This window comes from Azotobacter bryophylli (genome assembly GCF_042643485.1).
GTDB classification, from domain to species: domain Bacteria; phylum Pseudomonadota; class Gammaproteobacteria; order Pseudomonadales; family Pseudomonadaceae; genus Azotobacter; species Azotobacter bryophylli.
Window position 1 is genome coordinate 398,148 of the sequence record NZ_JBHRSJ010000001.1, and the last position, 18,916, is coordinate 417,063.

18 protein-coding genes and 1 tRNA gene are annotated in these 18,916 nt (G+C 67.5%); all 19 read left to right on the top strand.

Annotated elements, in window-relative coordinates:
• A partial coding sequence (locus tag ACFOJE_RS01940; protein ID WP_377812549.1) for an IclR family transcriptional regulator domain-containing protein occupies nucleotides 1-272 on the top strand: 272 nt, incomplete at its 5' end.
• Nucleotides 273-453: 181 nt separating this feature from the next.
• A complete protein-coding gene (locus ACFOJE_RS01945) occupies nucleotides 454-1,413 on the top strand; it encodes an AraC family transcriptional regulator (RefSeq protein ID WP_377812640.1) in 960 nt (319 codons plus the stop codon).
• 181 nt (nucleotides 1,414-1,594) lie between these two features.
• Complete coding sequence (gene benA, locus ACFOJE_RS01950; protein WP_377812550.1) at nucleotides 1,595-2,959, top strand: benzoate 1,2-dioxygenase large subunit; 1,365 nt, start codon at nucleotides 1,595-1,597, stop codon at nucleotides 2,957-2,959.
• Entirely contained in the window at nucleotides 2,956-3,444 is a 489-nt protein-coding gene (benB, locus tag ACFOJE_RS01955; protein WP_377812551.1) for a benzoate 1,2-dioxygenase small subunit, read from the top strand. Before benA ends, benB begins: the two co-directional genes overlap by 4 nt.
• A 12-nt stretch (nucleotides 3,445-3,456) precedes the next feature.
• A complete protein-coding gene (gene benC / locus ACFOJE_RS01960) occupies nucleotides 3,457-4,467 on the top strand; it encodes a benzoate 1,2-dioxygenase electron transfer component BenC (protein ID WP_377812552.1) in 1,011 nt (336 codons plus the stop codon).
• Between the two features lie 49 nt (nucleotides 4,468-4,516).
• Nucleotides 4,517-5,293 (top strand): 1,6-dihydroxycyclohexa-2,4-diene-1-carboxylate dehydrogenase, encoded by a 777-nt coding sequence (locus tag ACFOJE_RS01965; protein ID WP_377812553.1) that lies wholly within the window; start codon nucleotides 4,517-4,519, stop codon nucleotides 5,291-5,293.
• Nucleotides 5,294-5,459: 166 nt separating this feature from the next.
• The gene (locus ACFOJE_RS01970) at nucleotides 5,460-6,794 is read left to right on the top strand and encodes an MFS transporter (RefSeq protein WP_377812554.1); all 1,335 of its coding nucleotides are present in this window, start codon (nucleotides 5,460-5,462) and stop codon (nucleotides 6,792-6,794) included.
• Between the two features lie 90 nt (nucleotides 6,795-6,884).
• Nucleotides 6,885-7,751: a dioxygenase family protein gene (locus ACFOJE_RS01975; RefSeq protein ID WP_377812555.1), complete on the top strand. Its 867-nt coding sequence runs from the start codon at nucleotides 6,885-6,887 to the stop codon at nucleotides 7,749-7,751.
• Nucleotides 7,752-7,886: 135 nt separating this feature from the next.
• Entirely contained in the window at nucleotides 7,887-9,164 is a 1,278-nt protein-coding gene (locus ACFOJE_RS01980) for an OprD family porin (protein WP_377812556.1), read from the top strand.
• Between the two features lie 157 nt (nucleotides 9,165-9,321).
• Nucleotides 9,322-10,182 carry a CoA transferase subunit A gene (locus tag ACFOJE_RS01985; RefSeq protein ID WP_377812557.1) on the top strand — a complete coding sequence of 287 codons (861 nt, stop codon included), beginning with the start codon at nucleotides 9,322-9,324 and terminating at the stop codon, nucleotides 10,180-10,182.
• Nucleotides 10,179-10,961 carry a CoA-transferase subunit beta gene (locus ACFOJE_RS01990; protein ID WP_377812558.1) on the top strand — a complete coding sequence of 261 codons (783 nt, stop codon included), beginning with the start codon at nucleotides 10,179-10,181 and terminating at the stop codon, nucleotides 10,959-10,961. The genes ACFOJE_RS01985 and ACFOJE_RS01990 overlap by 4 nt, the downstream gene beginning before the upstream one ends.
• Nucleotides 10,958-12,163, top strand: a complete 1,206-nt coding sequence (gene pcaF / locus ACFOJE_RS01995) for a 3-oxoadipyl-CoA thiolase (protein WP_377812559.1) — start codon at nucleotides 10,958-10,960, stop codon at nucleotides 12,161-12,163. The genes ACFOJE_RS01990 and pcaF overlap by 4 nt, the downstream gene beginning before the upstream one ends.
• Nucleotides 12,164-12,408: 245 nt before the next feature.
• A complete protein-coding gene (locus ACFOJE_RS02000) occupies nucleotides 12,409-13,782 on the top strand; it encodes a 3-carboxy-cis,cis-muconate cycloisomerase (protein WP_377812560.1) in 1,374 nt (457 codons plus the stop codon).
• A complete protein-coding gene (gene pcaD / locus ACFOJE_RS02005) occupies nucleotides 13,770-14,558 on the top strand; it encodes a 3-oxoadipate enol-lactonase (protein ID WP_377812561.1) in 789 nt (262 codons plus the stop codon). The genes ACFOJE_RS02000 and pcaD overlap by 13 nt, the downstream gene beginning before the upstream one ends.
• A gap of 69 nt (nucleotides 14,559-14,627) precedes the next feature.
• Nucleotides 14,628-15,020, top strand: a complete 393-nt coding sequence (gene pcaC, locus ACFOJE_RS02010) for a 4-carboxymuconolactone decarboxylase (RefSeq protein ID WP_377812562.1) — start codon at nucleotides 14,628-14,630, stop codon at nucleotides 15,018-15,020.
• Nucleotides 15,021-15,281: 261 nt separating this feature from the next.
• Nucleotides 15,282-16,238, top strand: coding sequence for a Gfo/Idh/MocA family oxidoreductase (locus tag ACFOJE_RS02015; protein ID WP_377812563.1), 957 nt, complete (start codon nucleotides 15,282-15,284; stop codon nucleotides 16,236-16,238).
• 168 nt (nucleotides 16,239-16,406) lie between these two features.
• Nucleotides 16,407-17,183, top strand: a complete 777-nt coding sequence (locus ACFOJE_RS02020) for an IclR family transcriptional regulator (protein WP_377812564.1) — start codon at nucleotides 16,407-16,409, stop codon at nucleotides 17,181-17,183.
• Between the two features lie 116 nt (nucleotides 17,184-17,299).
• Nucleotides 17,300-17,373, top strand: a tRNA-Gly gene (locus ACFOJE_RS02025).
• 160 nt (nucleotides 17,374-17,533) lie between these two features.
• Complete coding sequence (locus ACFOJE_RS02030; protein ID WP_377812565.1) at nucleotides 17,534-18,823, top strand: tyrosine-type recombinase/integrase; 1,290 nt, start codon at nucleotides 17,534-17,536, stop codon at nucleotides 18,821-18,823.
• The last annotated feature ends 93 nt before the right edge of the window (nucleotides 18,824-18,916 follow it).

Consider the following 18,916-nt stretch of genomic DNA (forward strand, 5'->3'; position numbering starts at 1 on the left):
AGGCGAAGACCAGCCGCACCCTGCACACCCCGGAAGCCTTGTGGGAGTGTCTGATGCAGGTGCGCCAGCAGGGCTGGTGCATCGTCGACCAGGAGCTGGAGCAGGGGCTGCGCTCGCTGGCGGTGCCGGTCCGGGATTCGTCAGGGCGGGTGCTCGCGGCGATGAACGTCAGCACCCATGCCGGCCGGGCCACGATCGCCGACCTGGAAAAGCGTTTCCTGCCGCTCATGCTCGGCGCCAGCCGCGAGCTGAGCCAGCAGCTGTTCGCCTGACCGCCGGGGCGTTGCCGCGCTTGGCGGGCGTCAAACCGGTTTGCTAGTCTCTGCGCTCCATCCGCGGTGCGGCGAAACGCCGCACTGCGGATGGGGCCGCGATGCCTTGCAGTGCAACGAGCCACCTCAGCGGAACGAGGTGATGCCGTCCCATAAGAACAATATCGGGGGCCCCGAGATGATGGATCTACCCTTGCTCAAAGAGGGCAGCAGTCTGGTCTTCGACCGTGCCGACCCGTACGCCGTCTCCGGCTACGTCAATCAGCACGTCGGCCCGCACGGGATTCGTCTGGCCAGGCACGGCGCGCCCGCCGCCAGCCTCAGCCATCGCAAGTTCGGCACCCTGGACCTGTGCCGGATCAGCTACGGCGGCAGCGTGCGGGTCACCTCGCCGGCCCTGGAAACCCTCTACCACCTGCAGGTGCTGCTCAAGGGACACTGCCTCTGGCGCGGTCGCGGCCGCGAACACCACTTCGCCCCCGGCGAGCTGCTGCTGATCAACCCGGACGACCCGGTGGATCTGACCTATTCGGAAGATTGCGAGAAGTTCATCGTCAAGCTGCCCGAGTCGCTGCTCGACACAGCCTGCACGGAGAACCGCTGGCAGCGCCCCAGCGAGGGCATCCGCTTCAGCGCCGACCGCTACAGCCTGCGGGAGGCCGGCGGCTTGCTCAGCCTGCTCGGGCTGATCTGCGAGGAGGCCGAGGCGGAAGGGGGGCCGCCCCTGGCGCACGAGCACTACAGCCGCATCGTCGCCGGCAAGCTGCTCGCCCTGCTGCAGAACAACGTGCGGCGCGAACTGCCGAACGGTCCGGCGGGGACATTCGAGCGGATCGCCCAGTTCATCGAGGAGAACCTCAAGCAGGACATCGCCCCGGAAACCCTCGCCGAACTGGTGCGGGTCAGCCCGCGCAGCCTCTATGCGCTGTTCGAGCGGCACGCCGGAACCACCCCGAAGCACTACATCCGCCAGAAGAAGCTGGAGCGCATCCGCACCTGTCTGAGCGACCCCGCCGTGCCGGTGAGGAACGTCACCGAGGTCGCCCTGGACTACGGCTTCCTCCATCTCGGGCGCTTCTCCGAGAGCTACAAGAGCGCCTTCGGCGAACTGCCTTCCGACACCCTCAAGCGTCGCGGCTGAGCACCTGATCCCGCCTTCGTACCAGGCCGGGCGGCCTATCCGTCCGGCCCGGCCGCGCACGTTCGTCGGACGGGTCGCGCCCTGCAGGGAACGGATAAAGGTCCTGCAGAAAACGGATATTCCCGCCGCAATTCCCTACCTAGCATGCAGCTTCGCAAACAATAACAACGGAGCCGCGGCAATGACCTTGGGACTCGACTACATCGACGCCTTGCTGGAAGAAGACCGGGAAAAGGGGATTTATCGCTGCAAGCGGGACATGTTCACCGATCCCCGGCTGTTCGAGCTGGAGATGAGGCACATCTTCGAGGGCAACTGGATCTACCTCGCTCACGAGAGCCAGATCCCCGACGTCAACGACTACTACACCACCCAGATGGGGCGCCAGCCGATCTTCATCGCGCGCAACAAGGACGGCGAGCTGAACGCCTTCATCAACGCCTGCAGCCATCGCGGCGCGATGCTCTGCCGCTACAAGAGCGGCAACAAGGCCACCTACACCTGCCCGTTCCACGGCTGGACCTTCAACAATTCCGGCAAGCTGCTGAAGGTGAAGGACCCGAAGGACGCCGGCTACCCGGAGAGCTTCGACTGCGACGGTTCCCACGACCTGAAGAAGGTCGCCCGCTTCGAGTCCTACCGCGGCTTCCTGTTCGGCAGCCTCAACCCCGACGTGAAGCCCCTGGTCGAGTTCCTCGGCGAGTCGGCCAAGGTCATCGACATGATCGTCGACCAGTCCCCCGAGGGCCTGGAAGTGCTGCGCGGCTCCTCTACCTACATCTACGAAGGCAACTGGAAGCTGCAGGCCGAGAACGGCGCTGACGGCTACCACGTGACCGCCGTGCACTGGAACTACGCCGCCACCCAGAACCACCGCAAGGAGAAGGAAGCCGGCAACGAGATCCGCACCATGAGCGCCGGTGGCTGGGGCAAGCAGGGCGGCGGCTTCTACTCCTTCGAGAACGGCCACATGCTGCTCTGGACCCGCTGGGCCAACCCGGAGGACCGTCCCCTGTACGAGCGCCGCGACGAGCTGGCCCGGGAATTCGGCGCGGCCAGGGCCGACTGGATGATCGGGCACTCGCGCAACCTCTGCCTGTATCCCAACGTGTATCTGATGGACCAGTTCAGCTCGCAGATCCGCGTGGCCAAGCCGCTGTCCGTGGACAAGACCGAAGTCACCATCTACTGCATCGCGCCCAAGGGCGAGAGCGCCGAGGCGCGCGCCAGCCGCATCCGCCAGTACGAAGACTTCTTCAACGTCAGCGGCATGGCCACGCCGGACGACCTGGAAGAGTTCCGCGCCTGCCAGCAGGGCTTCCAGGGCCGCTCCATGCCGTGGAACGACATGTCCCGCGGTGCCAGGCACTGGGTCCAGGGCCCCGACGAAGCGGCCCGGCAAATCGACCTGCAGCCGGTGCTGAGCGGCGTGCGCTCGGAGGACGAGGGCCTGTACGTGATCCAGCACCGCTACTGGCAGGAAACCATGCGGCAGGCCGTCGAAGCCGAACAACGGGAACTGATCCACGTGGAGGCTGCGCAATGAGCATTTCCTACGACGCCGCACGCGACTTTCTCTACCGCGAAGCCCGTTACCTGGACGACAAGGACTGGGACAGCTGGCTGGAGATGTACGCCCCGGACGCCACCTTCTGGATGCCGTCCTGGGACGATCAGGACCGGCTGACCGAAGACCCGCAGAAGGAAATCTCGCTGATCTGGTACGGCAGCCGCAGCGGCCTGGAGGACCGCGTCTTCCGCATCCGCACCGAGCGTTCGAGCGCCACCGTCCCGGACACCCGCACCTCGCACAACGTCAACAACCTCGAGATCCTCGAACAGAGCGACGGCCTGTGCCGGCTGCGCTTCAACTGGCACACCCTGAGCTTCCGCTACAAGTCCGTGGACCACTTCTACGGCACCAGCTTCTACACCCTGGACGTGCGCGGCGAGAGCCCGCTGATCAAGGAGAAGAAGGTCGTGCTGAAGAACGACTACGTCCGTCAAGTGATCGACATCTACCAGATCTGAGGTGGCCGCAGCATGAGTTACAAGATCGCACTGAACTTCGAGGACGGGGTCACCCGCTTCATCGAGACCAAGGCCGACGAGACGGTGGCCGATGCGGCCTACCGCCAGGGCATCAACATCCCGCTGGACTGCCGCGACGGCGCCTGCGGCGCCTGCAAGTGCTTCGCCGAAGCCGGCAGGTACGACCTGGGCGAGGAGTACATCGAGGACGCGCTGAGCGAGGACGAAGCCGCCATGGGCTACGTGCTGACCTGCCAGATGCGCCCGCAGAGCGACTGCGTGATCCGCGTGCCGGCTTCCTCCGAGGTCTGCAAGACTGAACAGGCCAGCTACGAGGCGGCCATCAGCGCGGTGCGCCCGCTTTCCGACAGCACCATCGCCCTGTCGATCAAGGGCGAATCGCTGAGCCGGCTGGCGTTCCTGCCGGGGCAGTACGTGAACCTCGGGGTTCCGGGCACCGACCAGACCCGTGCCTACTCCTTCAGCTCCCTGCCGCGCGACGGCGAGGTCAGTTTCCTGATCCGCAACGTGCCGGGCGGCCTGATGAGCAGCTTCCTGTCGAACCTGGCCAAGGCCGGCGACCGCATGACCCTGACCGGTCCGCTGGGCAGCTTCTACCTGCGCGACATCAGGCGCCCGCTGCTGCTGCTGGCCGGCGGCACCGGCCTGGCGCCCTTCACCGCGATGCTGGAGAGGATCGCCGAGCAGGGCAGCGCCTACCCGGTGCACCTGGTCTACGGCGTCACCAACGACTTCGACCTGGTGGAGATGGACCGGCTCGAGGCCTTCGCTGCGCGCATTCCGGGCTTCACCTTCAGCGCCTGCGTGGCCAACCCGGAAAGCCGCTACCCGCAGAAGGGCTACGTGACCCAGCACATCGAACCCAAGCACCTGAACGAGGGCGAGGTGGACATCTACCTGTGCGGTCCGCCGCCCATGGTCGAGGCGGTCAGCCAGTTCATTCGCGAGCGCGGCATCCAGCCCGCCAACTTCTATTACGAGAAGTTCGCCGCCAGCGCCTGATCTCCCTGTCGCGAGCCCGCCCCGGCGGGCTCTTACCGGATAATTCGCCATGCACAAACGTTTTCAAGACAAGGTCGCGGTGATCACCGGCGCGGCCCAGGGCATCGGCCGGCGCGTCGCCGAGCGAATCGCGGCCGAAGGCGCTCGGCTAGTCGCCGTGGACCGCTCCGAGCTGGTCCACGAGCTGCAGGACGAGCTGGGTCAGAGCGTGGAAATCCTCACCCTGACCGCCGACCTCGAACGGTTCGCCGACTGCCAGCGGGTGATGGACGCGGCGGTCGAGCGCTTCGGCCGCCTCGACATCCTGATCAACAACGTCGGCGGGACCATCTGGGCCAAGCCGTTCGAGCATTACCAGAAGCAGGAGATCGAGGCCGAGGTGCGCCGCTCGCTGTTCCCCACGCTCTGGTGCTGCCGCGCCGCGCTGCCGCAGATGCTGGAGCAGGGCGGCGGCGCCATCGTCAACGTCTCCTCCATCGCCACCCGCAGCATCAACCGCGTGCCCTACGGCGCGGCCAAGGGTGGCGTCAACGCGCTGACCGCTTGCCTGGCGTTCGAGAACGCCCAGCGCGGTATCCGTGTCAACGCCACTGCCCCCGGCGGCACCGAGGCGCCGCCGCGGCGGATTCCGCGCAACGCGGCCGAGCAGAGCGCCGAGGAGCAGGTCTGGTACCGGCAGATCGTCGACCAGACCCTCGACAGCAGTCTGATGAAGCGCTACGGCAGTATCGACGAGCAGGTCGGCGCCATCCTCTTCCTGGCCTCGGACGAGGCCTCCTACATCACCGGGGTGACCCTGCCGGTCGGCGGAGGCGACCTGGGCTGATCCCGCGCCGCGCTACGCGGCCCTCACCTGTTCGCCGCCGATCCCCCGATCGGCGCCGGGGCCCGCTCGTCGGAGCGGCGGCGGTCCCGGCAACCGTCCGCGCGCAAGGCGGACGGGCCCAGCGATGGTTCTGCATTTCCATAACAACAACAAAGGAACTGATGCCATGCGGAAAATCGATGTCCACGATCTGATCGACCACGCGCGCTTCGGCCGCTTCCACTGGATGGTGATGGCCTGGTGCGCGCTCCTGCTGATCTTCGACGGCTACGACCTGTTCATCTACGGCGTGGTGCTGCCGGTGCTGATGAAGGACTGGGGCCTGACGCCACTGCAGGCCGGTGCCCTGGGCAGCTACGCGCTGTTCGGCATGATGTTCGGCGCACTGATCTTCGGCACCCTGGCCGACCGCTTCGGGCGCAAGAAGGGCATCGCCATCTGCTTCGTGCTGTTCAGCGGCTCGACCGTCCTCAACGGCTTCGCCGGCTCGCCGACCGAGTTCGGCATCTGCCGCTTCCTCGCCGGCCTCGGCTGCGGCGGCCTGATGCCCAACGTGGTGGCGCTGATGAACGAGTACGCGCCGAAGAAGCTGCGCAACACCCTGGTAGCCATCATGTTCAGCGGTTACTCGGTGGGCGGCATGCTCTCCGCCGGGCTCGGCATCTACCTGCTGCCGCGCTTCGGCTGGCAAACCATGTTCTTCGCCGCCCTCGTGCCGTTGCTGCTGCTGCCGCTCATCCTCTGGTTCCTGCCCGAGTCGGTCGGCTTCCTGCTGCGCCAGGAGCGGACCGGGCAGGCCCGCGCCATCCTCCGGCGCGTTGCGCCCGAGCACGACCTGCAGCCCGACGACCGGCTGGAAATGGCCGAAACCAAGGGCGCCGGCGCCTCGGTACTGGAGCTGTTCCGCGGCGGACGCGCGCTGCGCACCCTGATGCTGTGGACCGCCTTCTTCTGCTGTCTGCTGATGGTCTACGCGCTCAGCTCCTGGCTGCCGAAGCTGATGGCCAACGCCGGCTACAGCCTGGGCTCCAGCCTGTCCTTCCTGCTCGCCCTGAACGTCGGCGCGGTCGTCGGCGCCATCGCCGGCGGCTGGCTGGGGGACCGCATGAACCTGCCGCGGGTGCTGGCGACCTTCTTCCTCCTCGCCGCCGTCTCCATCGGTCTGCTCGGCATCAAGAGCCCGATGCCGGTGCTGTACCTGCTGATCGGCGTGGCCGGCGCCACCACCATCGGCTCGCAGATCCTGCTGTACGCCTGCGGCGCGCAGTTCTACGGCCTGTCGATCCGCTCCACCGGCCTCGGTTGGGCCTCGGGCATCGGCCGCAACGGTGCCATCGTCGGCCCGCTGCTGGGCGGCGCGCTGCTGGGCATCAACCTGCCGCTGCAGATGAACTTCCTCGCCTTCGCCGTTCCCGGCGTGATCGCCGCGCTGGCCATGACCCTCTTCAGCCTGCGCCGGCCGGACGCCGCGACCCCGGCGGTGGCACCGGAGCCGGCCTGAGGCGGACGCCGACGTTCCGGGCGGGATGAAGGCGCCGGCCGGATTCCCGCCCCGCCAACCGCCACCCATAACAACAAGAGGAGTTAGCCAATGGCAGAGTTTTCCCAGGCCGAGCTGCTGCACAAGGTGCTGAACACCGCCCAGCGCGAGGGCGACGAGCGGGTCAGGGCCATCGTCGGGCGCATCGTCGGCGATCTGTTCAGGGCCATCGACGATCTGGACATCCGCCCCGAGGAGTTCTGGGCGGCGGTGGGCTGGGCCAACAAGGCCGGCGCGGGCAACGAGTTCGGGCTGATCACCGCCGGCCTCGGGCTCGACCGTCTGCTCGACATCCGCCAGGACGAGGCCGAGCGCGCCCGGGGGATGGGGGGCGGTACCGAGCGCGCCATCGAGGGGCCGCTGTACGTCGCCGGCGCGCCGCTGAGCCAGGGCGAGGCGCGCCTGGATGGCGATCCGGAGCAGGGCCGGGTGCTGTTCATGGAGGGGCGGGTGACGGACGTAGGCGGCAGGCCGCTGGCCGGTGCCGTGGTCGACGTCTGGCACGCCAACACCCGGGGCGAGTATTCGCACTTCGACGGCGGCCGGCAGCGGCCGTACAACCTGCGCCGGCGCATCGTCACCGACGCGGACGGCGCCTACCGCTACCGCACCCTGATCCCCTCGGGCTACGGCGTGCCCGAGGGCTCCGCCACCGGCGACCTGCTCGGGCGGCTCGGCCGCCACGGCCGGCGTCCGGCGCACATCCACTACTTCGTCTCGGCCGAGGGTTTCCGGACGCTGACCACCCAGCTGAACATCCCCGGCGACACCTACCTCGACGACGACTACGCCTTCGCCACCCGCGACGGGCTGGTGATCGGGCTGGAGCAGCACAGCGATCCGGCGCAGATCGCCGCGCGGGGGCTGAGCGAGCCGTTCTTCACCTCGCGTTTCGACTTCGCGCTGCCCGGGGCCTGAGTCCGGCCCGCTCCGTAAGCCGGCCCGCCGCCGCGGAGCCGGAGCCCGGAAAAACCTTGCGTGCCCGCCGCCGCGGCCGGAACGACCGGCTGCGACGGCGGAAAATCTATCCATAACAATAAAAAGAGCGACTCCATGAAGCGGAATCTGCGCGTTTTGCCTCTCGTCGTATCCATTGCCGCGGCCTGCACCCTGCCGCCGGTTTCCGCCGCCGGCGGCGGCTTCATCAAGGACTCCAGCGCGACCCTGCAATTTCGCAACTACTACTTCAGCCGCGACTTCTCCGACATCGTCGGGCCGAACAAGCAATCGAAGGCGGAGGAGTGGGCGCAGGGTTTCATCCTCAACTTCGCCTCCGGCTACACCCCCGGACCGATCGGCTTCGGGCTCGATGTCGTCGGCCTGCTGGGCGTCAAGCTCGATAGCGATCGCCGGCACACCAACACCGGGCTGCTGCCCGTGCACGGCGACGGCGAGGCCGCCGACGAATACAGCCGGATCGGCCCCGCCCTGAAGGCCCGGGTGTCGAAGACCGAGCTGAAGGTCGGCGAACTGCAGCCGAACCTGCCGGTGCTGATCTTCAGCGACAACCGTCTGCTGCCGCCGACCTACCAGGGCGCCTCGCTGGTCTCCGGCGAGATCCCGGGGCTGACCCTGCAGGCCGGCCAGTTCCGCTCCACCAGCCTGCGCAACTCCACCAACGATCAGGAGATGTACGCGCTGATCAACGACCCGATCAACCCGCGGCGCATCGCCGGCGTCACCTCCGACCGCTTCAACTACGTGGGGGCCGACTACCGCTTCAACCGCGACCGCACCAGCGTGGGCGTCTGGCAGGCGCAGCTGAAGGACATCTACCGGCAGCGCTTCTACGGCCTCAAGCACTTCCAGACGCTGGGCAGCTGGGGGCTCGGCGCCAACCTCGGCTATTTCACCGCCGAGGACGACGGCAAGTCCCTGGGCGGCGACCTGGACAACCAGGCGCTGTTCGCCCTGCTCTCGGCCCGGCACGGCGGGCACACCTTCTACGTCGGCTACCAGGCGATGTACGGCAGGAACGGCTTCCTGCGCGTGGGCGACAACATCTCGCCGCTGGGCAACGAGGTGCCGACCTTCGAGTTCGCCGCGCCCCACGAGCGTTCCTGGCAGCTGCGCCACGACTTCGACTTCGCCGTCCTCGGCCTGCCCGGCCTGACCAGCACCCTGCGTTACATCCGCGGCGACAACGTGGAGAGCGGGCGCAGTTTCGAGGGCCGGGACTGGGAGCGCGACCTGGATCTGGCCTACACGGTGCAGAGCGGGCCGCTGAGGAACCTCAGCCTGCGCCTGCGCAACGTCACCGCCCGCTCCAACTACCGCACCGACATCGACGAGAACCGCCTGATCCTCAGCTACACCCTGAAGCTGCTCTAGGCAGCGGGGCGCCCAAGCTGGCCTCATGGCGTCAAAGTGTTCGATAAACGAACGAGTATTCGATTATCGAATTGTTCCGGCCCCGGCCAGCACGTAACGTAGCCGGGAAGCGCACCATCGCGGCGCGCGCAACCTCAACACAAGAGCAAACAAGAAGATGGCTGAGATCCTTTCCCTGAGCGAAGCAATCCGTCGCTTCGTCAACGACGGCGACACCGTCGCCCTCGAAGGCTTCACCCACCTGATTCCCACGGCCGCCGCCCACGAGATCATCCGCCAGGGCCGGAAGGACCTGACCCTGGTGCGCATGACCCCTGATCTGGTCTACGACCTGCTGATCGGCGCCGGCTGCGCCCGCAAGCTGATCTTCTCCTGGGGCGGCAACCCCGGGGTCGGCTCCCTGCATCGTCTGCGCGACGCGGTGGAGAAGGGCTGGCCGCACGCCCTGGAGATCGAGGAGCACAGCCACGCCGATCTGGCCAACGCCTACGTCGCCGGCGCCTCTGGCCTGCCGTTCGCGGTGCTGCGCGCCTATGCCGGCTCCGACCTGCCGAAGGTCAACCCGCTGATCAGGACCGTCAAATGTCCGTTCACCGGCGAGCAGCTCGCCGCCGTGCCCTCGGTGCGCCCGGACGTCACCGTGATCCACGCGCAGAAGGCCGACCGCAAGGGCAACGTGCTGATCCAGGGCATCCTCGGCGTGCAGAAGGAGGCCGCCCTGGCGGCCAGGCGCGCCATCGTCACGGTGGAGGAGGTCGTCGACAACCTGAACGCGCCGATGAACGCCTGCGTCCTGCCGTCCTGGGCGCTCGGCGCCGTCTGCCTGGTGCCGGGCGGCGCCCATCCGTCCTACGCCCACGGCTACTACGAGCGCGACAACCGCTTCTACCAGGACTGGGACCCGATCGCCCGCGACCGCGAGCGCTTCCTCGCCTGGGTCGACACCCACATCCGCGGCACCCGGGATTTCGCCGAGTTCAAAGCCAAGCTGGCCGCGCAGCAGGAGGCCGAACAATGACCGCTTACACCACCAGTGAAATGATGACCGTCGCCGCGGCCCGCCGGCTGGGCAATTCCGACGTGACCTTCGTCGGCATCGGCCTGCCGTCCAAGGCGGCCAACCTGGCCCGGCTGACCCACGCCCCCGACGTCACCCTGATCTACGAATCCGGCCCCATCGGCGCCAAGCCGAGCGTGCTGCCGCTGTCCATCGGCGACGGCGAGCTGGCCGAGACCGCCGACACCGTGGTGCCCACCGCCGAGATCTTCCGCTACTGGCTGCAGGGCGGGCGCATCGACGTGGGCTTCCTCGGCGCCGCCCAGGTCGACAAGTACGGCAACATCAACACCACCGTGATCGGCGACTACCGCCAGCCGAAGGTGCGCCTGCCCGGCGCCGGCGGCGCGCCGGAGATCGCCGGCTCGGCCAAGAAGGTGCTGATCATCCTCAAGCAGAGCCACCGCACCTTCGTCGACAGGCTGGCCTTCGTCACCTCCGTCGGCCACGGCGAAGGCGGCGACCACCGCCAGCGGCTGGGGCTGCCCGGTGCGGGTCCGGTGGCAATCATCACCGATCTGTGCATCATGGAGCCGGAAGCAGGCACCCACGAGTTCGTCGTCACCGCGCTGCACCCGGGCATCGCCCGCGAGCAGGTAATCGAGAACACCGGTTGGCCGATCCGTTTCGCCGATCAGGTCGACGTGACCAAGGAACCGAGCGAGGCCGAGCTGGTCGCCCTGCGCGACCTGGAAGCCCGCACTGCGGCTGCCCACGGGCAGCAGGGAGGAGAGGAATGAGCCGCGAAGTGTTCATCTGCGATGCCGTGCGTACGCCCATCGGCCGCTACGCCGGCGCGCTGGCCGGGGTGCGCGCCGACGATCTGGCCGCCGTGCCGATCCGGGCGCTGATCGAGCGCAACCCGCATGTCGATTGGAGCCAGGTGGACGACGTGTTCCTCGGCTGCGCCAATCAGGCCGGCGAGGACAACCGCAACGTGGCGCGCATGGCGCTGCTGCTGGCCGGTCTGCCGGAGAGCGTGCCGGGCGTGACCCTCAACCGCCTGTGCGCCTCGGGCATGGATGCGGTCGGCACGGCCGCCCGTGCCATCGCCAGCGGCGAGATCGAGCTGGCCATCGCCGGCGGCGTCGAGTCCATGTCCCGCGCGCCCTTCGTCATGGGCAAGTCCGACACCGCCTTTTCCCGCAGCATGAGCATCGAGGACACCACCATCGGCTGGCGCTTCGTCAACCCGCTGATGAAGGCGCAGTACGGCGTCGATTCCATGCCGCAGACCGCGGACAACGTGGCCGACGACTTCGGCATCTCCCGCGCCGATCAGGACGCCTTCGCCCTGCGCAGCCAGCAGCGCACCGCGGCGGCCATGGAAGCCGGCTACTTCGCCGAGGAAATCGTGCCGGTGATCATCAAGACCCGCAAGGGCGAGACCATCGTCCAGCACGACGAGCATCCGCGGCCGGAGACCACCGCCGAGGCCCTGGCCAAGCTGAAGCCGGTCAACGGCGAAGGCAAGACCGTCACCGCCGGCAACGCCTCGGGCGTGAACGACGGCGCGGCGGCGATGATCCTGGCCAGCGCCGAAGCGGTGAGGAAGTTCGGCCTCAGGCCGCGCGGCAAGGTGCTCGGCATGGCCAGCGCCGGCCTGGCGCCGCGCATCATGGGCTACGGCCCGGTGCCGGCGGTGCGCAAGCTGCTGCAGCGCCTGGATCTGCGGATCGGCGACTTCGACGTGATCGAGCTGAACGAAGCCTTCGCCAGCCAGGGCCTGGCCGTGCTGCGCGACCTGGACCTCGCCGACGACGCCCCGCAGGTCAACCCCAACGGTGGCGCCATCGCCCTCGGCCACCCGCTGGGCATGAGCGGCGCGCGTCTGGTCCTCACCGCCCTGCACCAGTTGGAGAAGAGCGGTGGTCGCAAGGGTTTGGCGACCATGTGCATCGGCGTCGGCCAGGGCATGGCGCTGGCCATCGAGCGCGTCTGATCCCGCTCGGGGCCCATCGTAGGGTGGGTAACCGCGTAGCGTTACCCACCAGGAAGCCAGCGGCAGAAAGCGCTGGCGTGGTTCTCCGCCCTGCGAAACGGCACCGGTGCAATGGGGTAGGGTGGACAACGGCGCAGCCTTGCCCACCATGACTGGCGGTGGAAAACGCTGACGCGGTTTTCCACCCTGCGGCTGGACCGCCCCGTGCCGTACTGCCATCGCTTTCTGTTTCGGGACGAATCGACGTGAGCAATCAACTCTTCGATGCCTATTTCACCAGCGCGCCGATGCGCGCGGTGTTTTCCGACCGCGGGCGCCTGCAGGGCATGCTCGACTTCGAGGCCGCGCTGGCGCGGGCCGAAGCCAGGGTCGGAGTGATTCCGCAGGCCGCCGTGGCGCCGATCGCCAGTGCCTGCGTGGCCGAGCGCTTCGATGTCGCCGCCCTGGCCCAGGCCATCGCCAGCGCCGGCAACTCGGCGATCCCGCTGATCAAGGCCCTCGGCCGGCAGATCGCCGCCGCGGATGCCGAGGCCGAACGCTACCTGCACCTGGGCGCCACCAGCCAGGACGCCATGGACAGCGGCCTGGTGCTGCAGCTGCGCGCTGCCGTCGCCCTGTTCGAAACCGGGCTGGCGCAGCTGGCCGAGGCCCTCGCCGAGCAGGCCGAACGCCATGCCGACAGCGTGCTGCCCGGGCGTACCTGGCTGCAGCATGCCACCCCGGTGACCCTCGGCATGAAGCTCGCCGGCCTGCTCGGCGCCGTCACCCGCCAGCGCCAGCGGCTGGCCGAGCTGAAGCCGCGCCTCCTGGTCCTGCAGTTCGGAGGCGCCGCCGGAACCCTGGCGGCGCTGGGCGAGCAGGCCCTACCGGTGGCCGAGGCGCTGGCCGGCGAGCTCGATCTGGCCCTGCCCGAGCAACCCTGGCATACCCAGCGCGACCGTCTGGCCGAGTTCGCTAGCTGGCTGGGCCTGCTCGCCGGCACCCTCGGCAAGCTCGGCCGCGACCTGTCCCTGCTGATGCAGACCGACGTGGGCGAGGCGTTCGAGCCCGCGGCGCCGGGCAAGGGCGGCTCCTCGACCATGCCGCACAAACGCAACCCGGTCGGCGCCGCCGTGCTGATCGGCGCCGCCACCCGCGCGCCGGGGCTGGTCGCCACCATGCTCGCCGCCATGCCCCAGGAGCACGAGCGCAGCCTCGGCCTCTGGCATGCCGAGTGGGAAACCCTGCCGGAGCTCTGCTGTCTGGTTTCCGGTGCGCTACAGCAGGCGTTGATCGTCGTGTCCGGTCTGGAGGTGGACGCCGCCCGGATGCGCGAGAACCTGGAGCTGACCCGCGGCCTGGTGCTGGCCGAGGCGGTGAGCATCGCCCTGGCCAAACGCATCGGCCGCGACGCCGCGCATCGGCTGGTCGAGCAGTGCTGTCACCGGGCGATCGCCGAACGGCGGCATCTGCGCGACGTGCTCGGCGACACCGCCGAGATCGTCGGCCAATTCTCCTGTGCCGAGCTGGACGAGCTGCTCGATCCGGCCGCTTATCTGGGCCAGGCGCGTTGCTGGATCGAGCGCGCCGTGGCCGAACATCGTGCCCTTTGCCGAGGAGTGATCCCGTGCCCGTACTGAAACTCGCCGATGGCGACCTGAACTACCGATTCGACGGCCCGGCCGACAAGCCGGTGCTGGTGCTGTCCAACTCCCTGGGCACCGACCTGGGCATGTGGGACGCGCAGATCCCGGCCTTCGCCGAGCACTTCCGCGTGCTGCGCTACGACACCCGCGGCCACGGCCAGTCTCTGGTCAGCCCGGGCCCCTACAGCATCGAACAGCTCGGCCGCGACGTGCTGGCGCTGCTCGATGGCCTGGGCATCCGCAAGGCTTCCTTCTGCGGCCTGTCCATGGGCGGCCTGATCGGCCAGTGGCTCGGCATCCATGCCGGCGAGCGCCTGGACAAGCTGGTGCTGTGCAACACCGCGGCGAAGATCGGCAGTGACGAGGTATGGAACTCGCGCATCGCCATCGTGCAGGAGGGGGGAAGCCAGGCCATGCGCGAGTTGCGCGACGCCTCCATCGTCCGCTGGTTCACGCCGGCCTTCGTCGAAGCCCAGCCGGCGCAGGTCCAGCGCATCACCGAGATGCTCGCCGCCACTTCGCCGGAGGGCTACGCGGCCAACTGCGCCGCGGTCCGCGACGCCGACTTCCGCGAGGAGATCGGGCGCATCGCGACGCCGACCCTGATCGTCGTCGGCAGCGAGGACCCGGTGACCACGCCGGAGCACGGGCGCTCCCTGCAGGAACGCATCCCGGGGGCCGAGCTGGCCGAGTTCCATGCCTCGCACCTGTCCAACGTCGAAGCCGGCGATCTCTTCACCAAGCGCGTCCTGGCTTTCCTGAGCAAGTAGGCGCAAAGAAGTCTGGCGGTATGCGTCGGGGCGAATGAGTTCGCCCCACCAGCACAAGGAAATCGAAGGATGGATGAGAAAGAACGCTACGAAGCCGGTCTGCAGGTGCGCCGCGCGGTGCTCGGGGACGAACACGTCGACCGCAGCCTGCGCAACCGGACCCCGTTCAACGAGGAGTTCCAGGAAATGATCACCCGCCACGCCTGGGGTGACATCTGGACCCGCCCGGGGCTCTCGCGCCACACCCGCAGCCTGATCACCATCGCCATGCTGATCGGCATGAACCGCGAGGGCGAGCTCAGACTGCACCTGCGCGCCGCCCGCAACAACGGCGTGACCCGCGACGAGATCAAGGAAGTGCTGATGCACAGCGCGATCTACTGCGGCATCCCCGCTGCCAACGCCACCTTCCACCTAGCCCAGGATGTCTGGGACGAGCTGGGCGCGGAATCCCTGGGCTGAGGCCTTCTCCCCGTTCCCCCGCGGGCCGGCGATTCCCCGGCATCCGGCCCGTTTCGCCGAACGCCACCGGTCCAGATGCCTTGCCGAGTGTCTGGCACTGGACTAATACCTAGGGCCTGGCATTCTGATGGGGTATGCGGTCATCCGCGACAGTTTCCCGAAGTTCAAACGGTACCCGATCGGTCTGCTGGGAAGGATTGTTTGCGCTCATTCCCACAATCACGGGTGGTTCGAATTTGCCCGACGAACATGGAGAGGGACATGTCTTCTGACAAGCCGATCAGAATCCTCCTGGCTGGGGAGGGCGCCATCGCCTCGATTCACATGCAGGCGTTGCAGGAACAGGCCGAGGCCCGGGTGGTCGCCCTGGCCGGCGGGGTAGCGGAGGATTGCGCCGCCTTCGCCCGACAGTGGGGGATCGCCGAGTATTCCCTGGATTTCGCCAGTTGCGTGCAGCGGGTGGACATCGACGCGGTTATCCTGGCCTCGCCGAGCCACCTGCATGCCGAGCAGGCCGCCCTGGCCATCGCCGCCGGCAAGCACGTGCTGGCGGAAATCCCCATGGCGCTCAGCCTGGCCGACGCCGAGACCCTCTGCGCGCGCGCCTCGGTGGCCGATCTGGTGTGCATGGTCGCCCACACGCGTCGCTTCAGTCCCGCCCATCACGAGCTGAAGCGACAGATCCGCAGCGGCGAATTCCATCTGCAGCACCTGGTCTGCGAAACCTATTTCTTCCGTCGCGACAACCGCAACCTGCTCGGCCGGTCGCGCGGCTGGAGCGACCATCTGCTCTGGCACCATGCCTGTCACAGCGTCGACCTGTTCGCCTGGCTGCTCGACGAGGAGGACTTCGATCTCTGGGGCTGCGCCGGACCGCTCCATCCCGAGCTGGGCAGCGCCATGGACATGAGCATCGGCATGCGCTCGGCCAGCGGGGCGATGGCGACCCTGCTGCTCTCGTTCAACCATCGCGGCCCCTTCGGCGGCTTCTACCGCTACATCGGCGAGGAGGCGACCTTCCAGGTGTGCCGCGACGAGCTGAAGAGCCACGAGGGCGAGGTGCGGGCGCTGCACGGGTGCGCCTATGCCCGGCAGGATCGGGAGTTCCTCGCCGCCATCCGCGAGGGGCGCGAGCCGGAGTCCTCGTTCGCCGACTGCCTGCGGTCCATGCGCTTGCTCGACCGGTTGGAAGGTCTGATGGCCTCGGGATGCCGTTGATCGGGGCGTCCCTTCAGGGGGCGGCTCCTCGGTTTTCTGCCGGATTTGCCGCAATCACGGTAACGCTCTGGCGCTTCGCGGCAACCGAAAGGCATGATGTCACATTGCCTCCAGACCGTCGGTTCGGTTGATAATACGCACACCATTCAACCGCCAACGGATGTAATCATGGCCGGTAGCCTCATCGAGCGCACCTTCAACATTCTCGAGGCCCTTGCCCGCGAGCCGGGCGGGGTCAACCTGCAAGCCCTGGCGGAGTCCCTGCGGATCCCGAAGAGCGGCACGCACCGCATGTTGTCCGAGATGATCCGCCTGGGCTACGTACGACAGGATGGCACCAGCAGTCGTTATCAGTTGACCAGCAGGCTGATCGCCCAGGGCTTTCGCTACCTTTCGGCCAGCGGGGCGGACATCGTCCAGCCGATTCTCGATCGTCTGGCCCGGACCACCGGCGAGCTGGTGCGCCTGGGCGTGGTCGAGGACGGCAACCAGACCTGGATCGCCAAGGCCCAGGGGACTAGCAGCGGTCTGCGCTACGAGCCGGAGATGGGCGTCGATGTCCCGCTGTTCTGTACCGCATCGGGGCATGCCATGCTCGCTTGTCTGAGCGACGCCCAAGCCCTCGAACTGGTCGAGCGACAGGGGCTGATGGACTTTTCCCAATACGGTCCGAAGGCGCCGCGCAGCAGTACCGAGCTGCTCGAACGGCTGCAGCTGGTCCGCCAGCGCGGCTATGCCTGGGTGGTGGAGAGCTCAGTGCCGGGTACATCGGCGCTGGCCGCTCCGGTGCGGCACTTCCGGGACGGCCGCGTGCTGGGGGTCGTCAGCATCACCGGGCCGAGCGTCAGGCTGCCCGAGGAGCGTCTGCACGAGATGGCCCCTCTGCTGCTGGGCACGGTGGCCGAAATCGCCGAAGCCAGCCCGGCATCGGAGCTCTTCGGTTAACCTTGGCCCATAGGTTGGAAAGTCGCATGGCCTTGGCTCATCCGCAGAAAAAATGCGGCGCTTGCGACTTGGGGCTTCACCTCACGGGCCACTTCTGGTAAAAAGAGCACCCCCAAGCGGGCGTCGTATAATGGCATTACCTGAGCTTCCCAAGCTCATGACGAGGGTTCGATTCCCTTCGCCCGCTCCAATATCGTGTTTCCGAGTTCTCCCAAGTTCCCCCGGAAACGCCGCAAACCCAGAGAAACCGGCCCCTGTAGCCGGTTTTTTTGTGTCTGGGTTCTCCCGGCTTCTCCCGTGTATGCCTCCTTGTATGCTTCCGTGTACCTCGAACTTAGGCATACAAGGGAATGAAGCGAAGCGAGATCAAGCGCCGTCCCCTGGCCGATACCACCTTGGCCAGTCTGGAACCGGAAGCCACTGCGTACAGGGAGCTGGACGGCGACGGCCTGTACTTCCGGGTGAAGCCAAACGGCACCAAGTCCTGGGAGCTGCGTTACAAGAAGCCGGACGGAAAATGGAGCTGGCACGGGCTGGGAGGCTATCCCGATATGTCCGGCGCCATGGCCCGTGAAAAGGCACGGGAAGCAAAGCGCCTGGTTTCCAGTGGCACCGATCCGGTACAGCACAAGATCGCCCAACGAGAGGCCAAGGAGGCGGCCAGTGCCAACACCTTTGCCGCCGCTGCCGAGTATTGGTTTCAGCGAAAGGCGCAGGATGGACGCGCTGCAAGCACCCTGCGCCTGATGCGCGGATATCTGGATAACGACGTGCTGCCCGCCCTGGGCGACAAGCTGCTGACCGAAATCACCCGCCGCGACTGCGCCGACCTACAGGAGCGCATCGAGGCCCGAGGCGCGCTAAACACCCGCGACAAGATTCGCGTGGCTCTGCGCCAGATATTCAGCCAGGCCATTGCCCGTGGCCTGTGCGAGAACAACCCGGCCAGTGAGCTGGGAGCCATCGCCGCGCCTACCCCGAAGGCCAAGCAATACCCGCATCTGCTGGAGCCTGAGCTGCCGGCTTTCCTGCAGGCCCTGCGCCGCAGCACCAGCCGCACCCCGGCCCGTGTCGCTACCTGGCTGGTGCTGTGGACGGCCAGCCGGCCCGGCGTGGTGCGCTATGCCGAGTGGACTGAAATCGACTTCGAGCGCGCCCTGTGGAGCATTCCCGCCGACAAGATGAAGGCGCGCCGGGATCACGTCACCCCGCTGTGCCGGCAAGCCCTGGAGGCCCTGCGCGAACTTCACCGCATGACCGGGCGCGGGCGTTACCTGTTCCCTGGCATCGGCGCCAAGAAGCCCGTCATCAGCGAAAACACGATCAACCTGACGCTGAACAAGGTCGGGTACAAGGGTCGGCTGGTAGGTCACGGCAGCCGCCACACGGCCAGCACCCTGCTACGGGAGCACGGCTGGGAAAAAGACTTCGTGGAGGCCCAACTGGCGCACAAGGAGCAAGGCGTGGCGGGCGTCTACAACCAAGCCGCCTACCTGGAGCAGCGCCGCGCCATGCTCCAGTGGTACGCCGACTATCTTGACGCACTGGAGGCCGGCATGACCCAGGCACAACGCGCCGACTTTGACGCCATGGTGAACACCACTAACTCCAACGTGGTGGCACTTAAGCGCAAGGTTTGACCCGGTAGAACTGGCAGATTCCCAACCTATCCCAACACGGCGCAGCCCATGCGAAAAAATGGGTATAATGCGCCGTTACTGTTGATTTATACA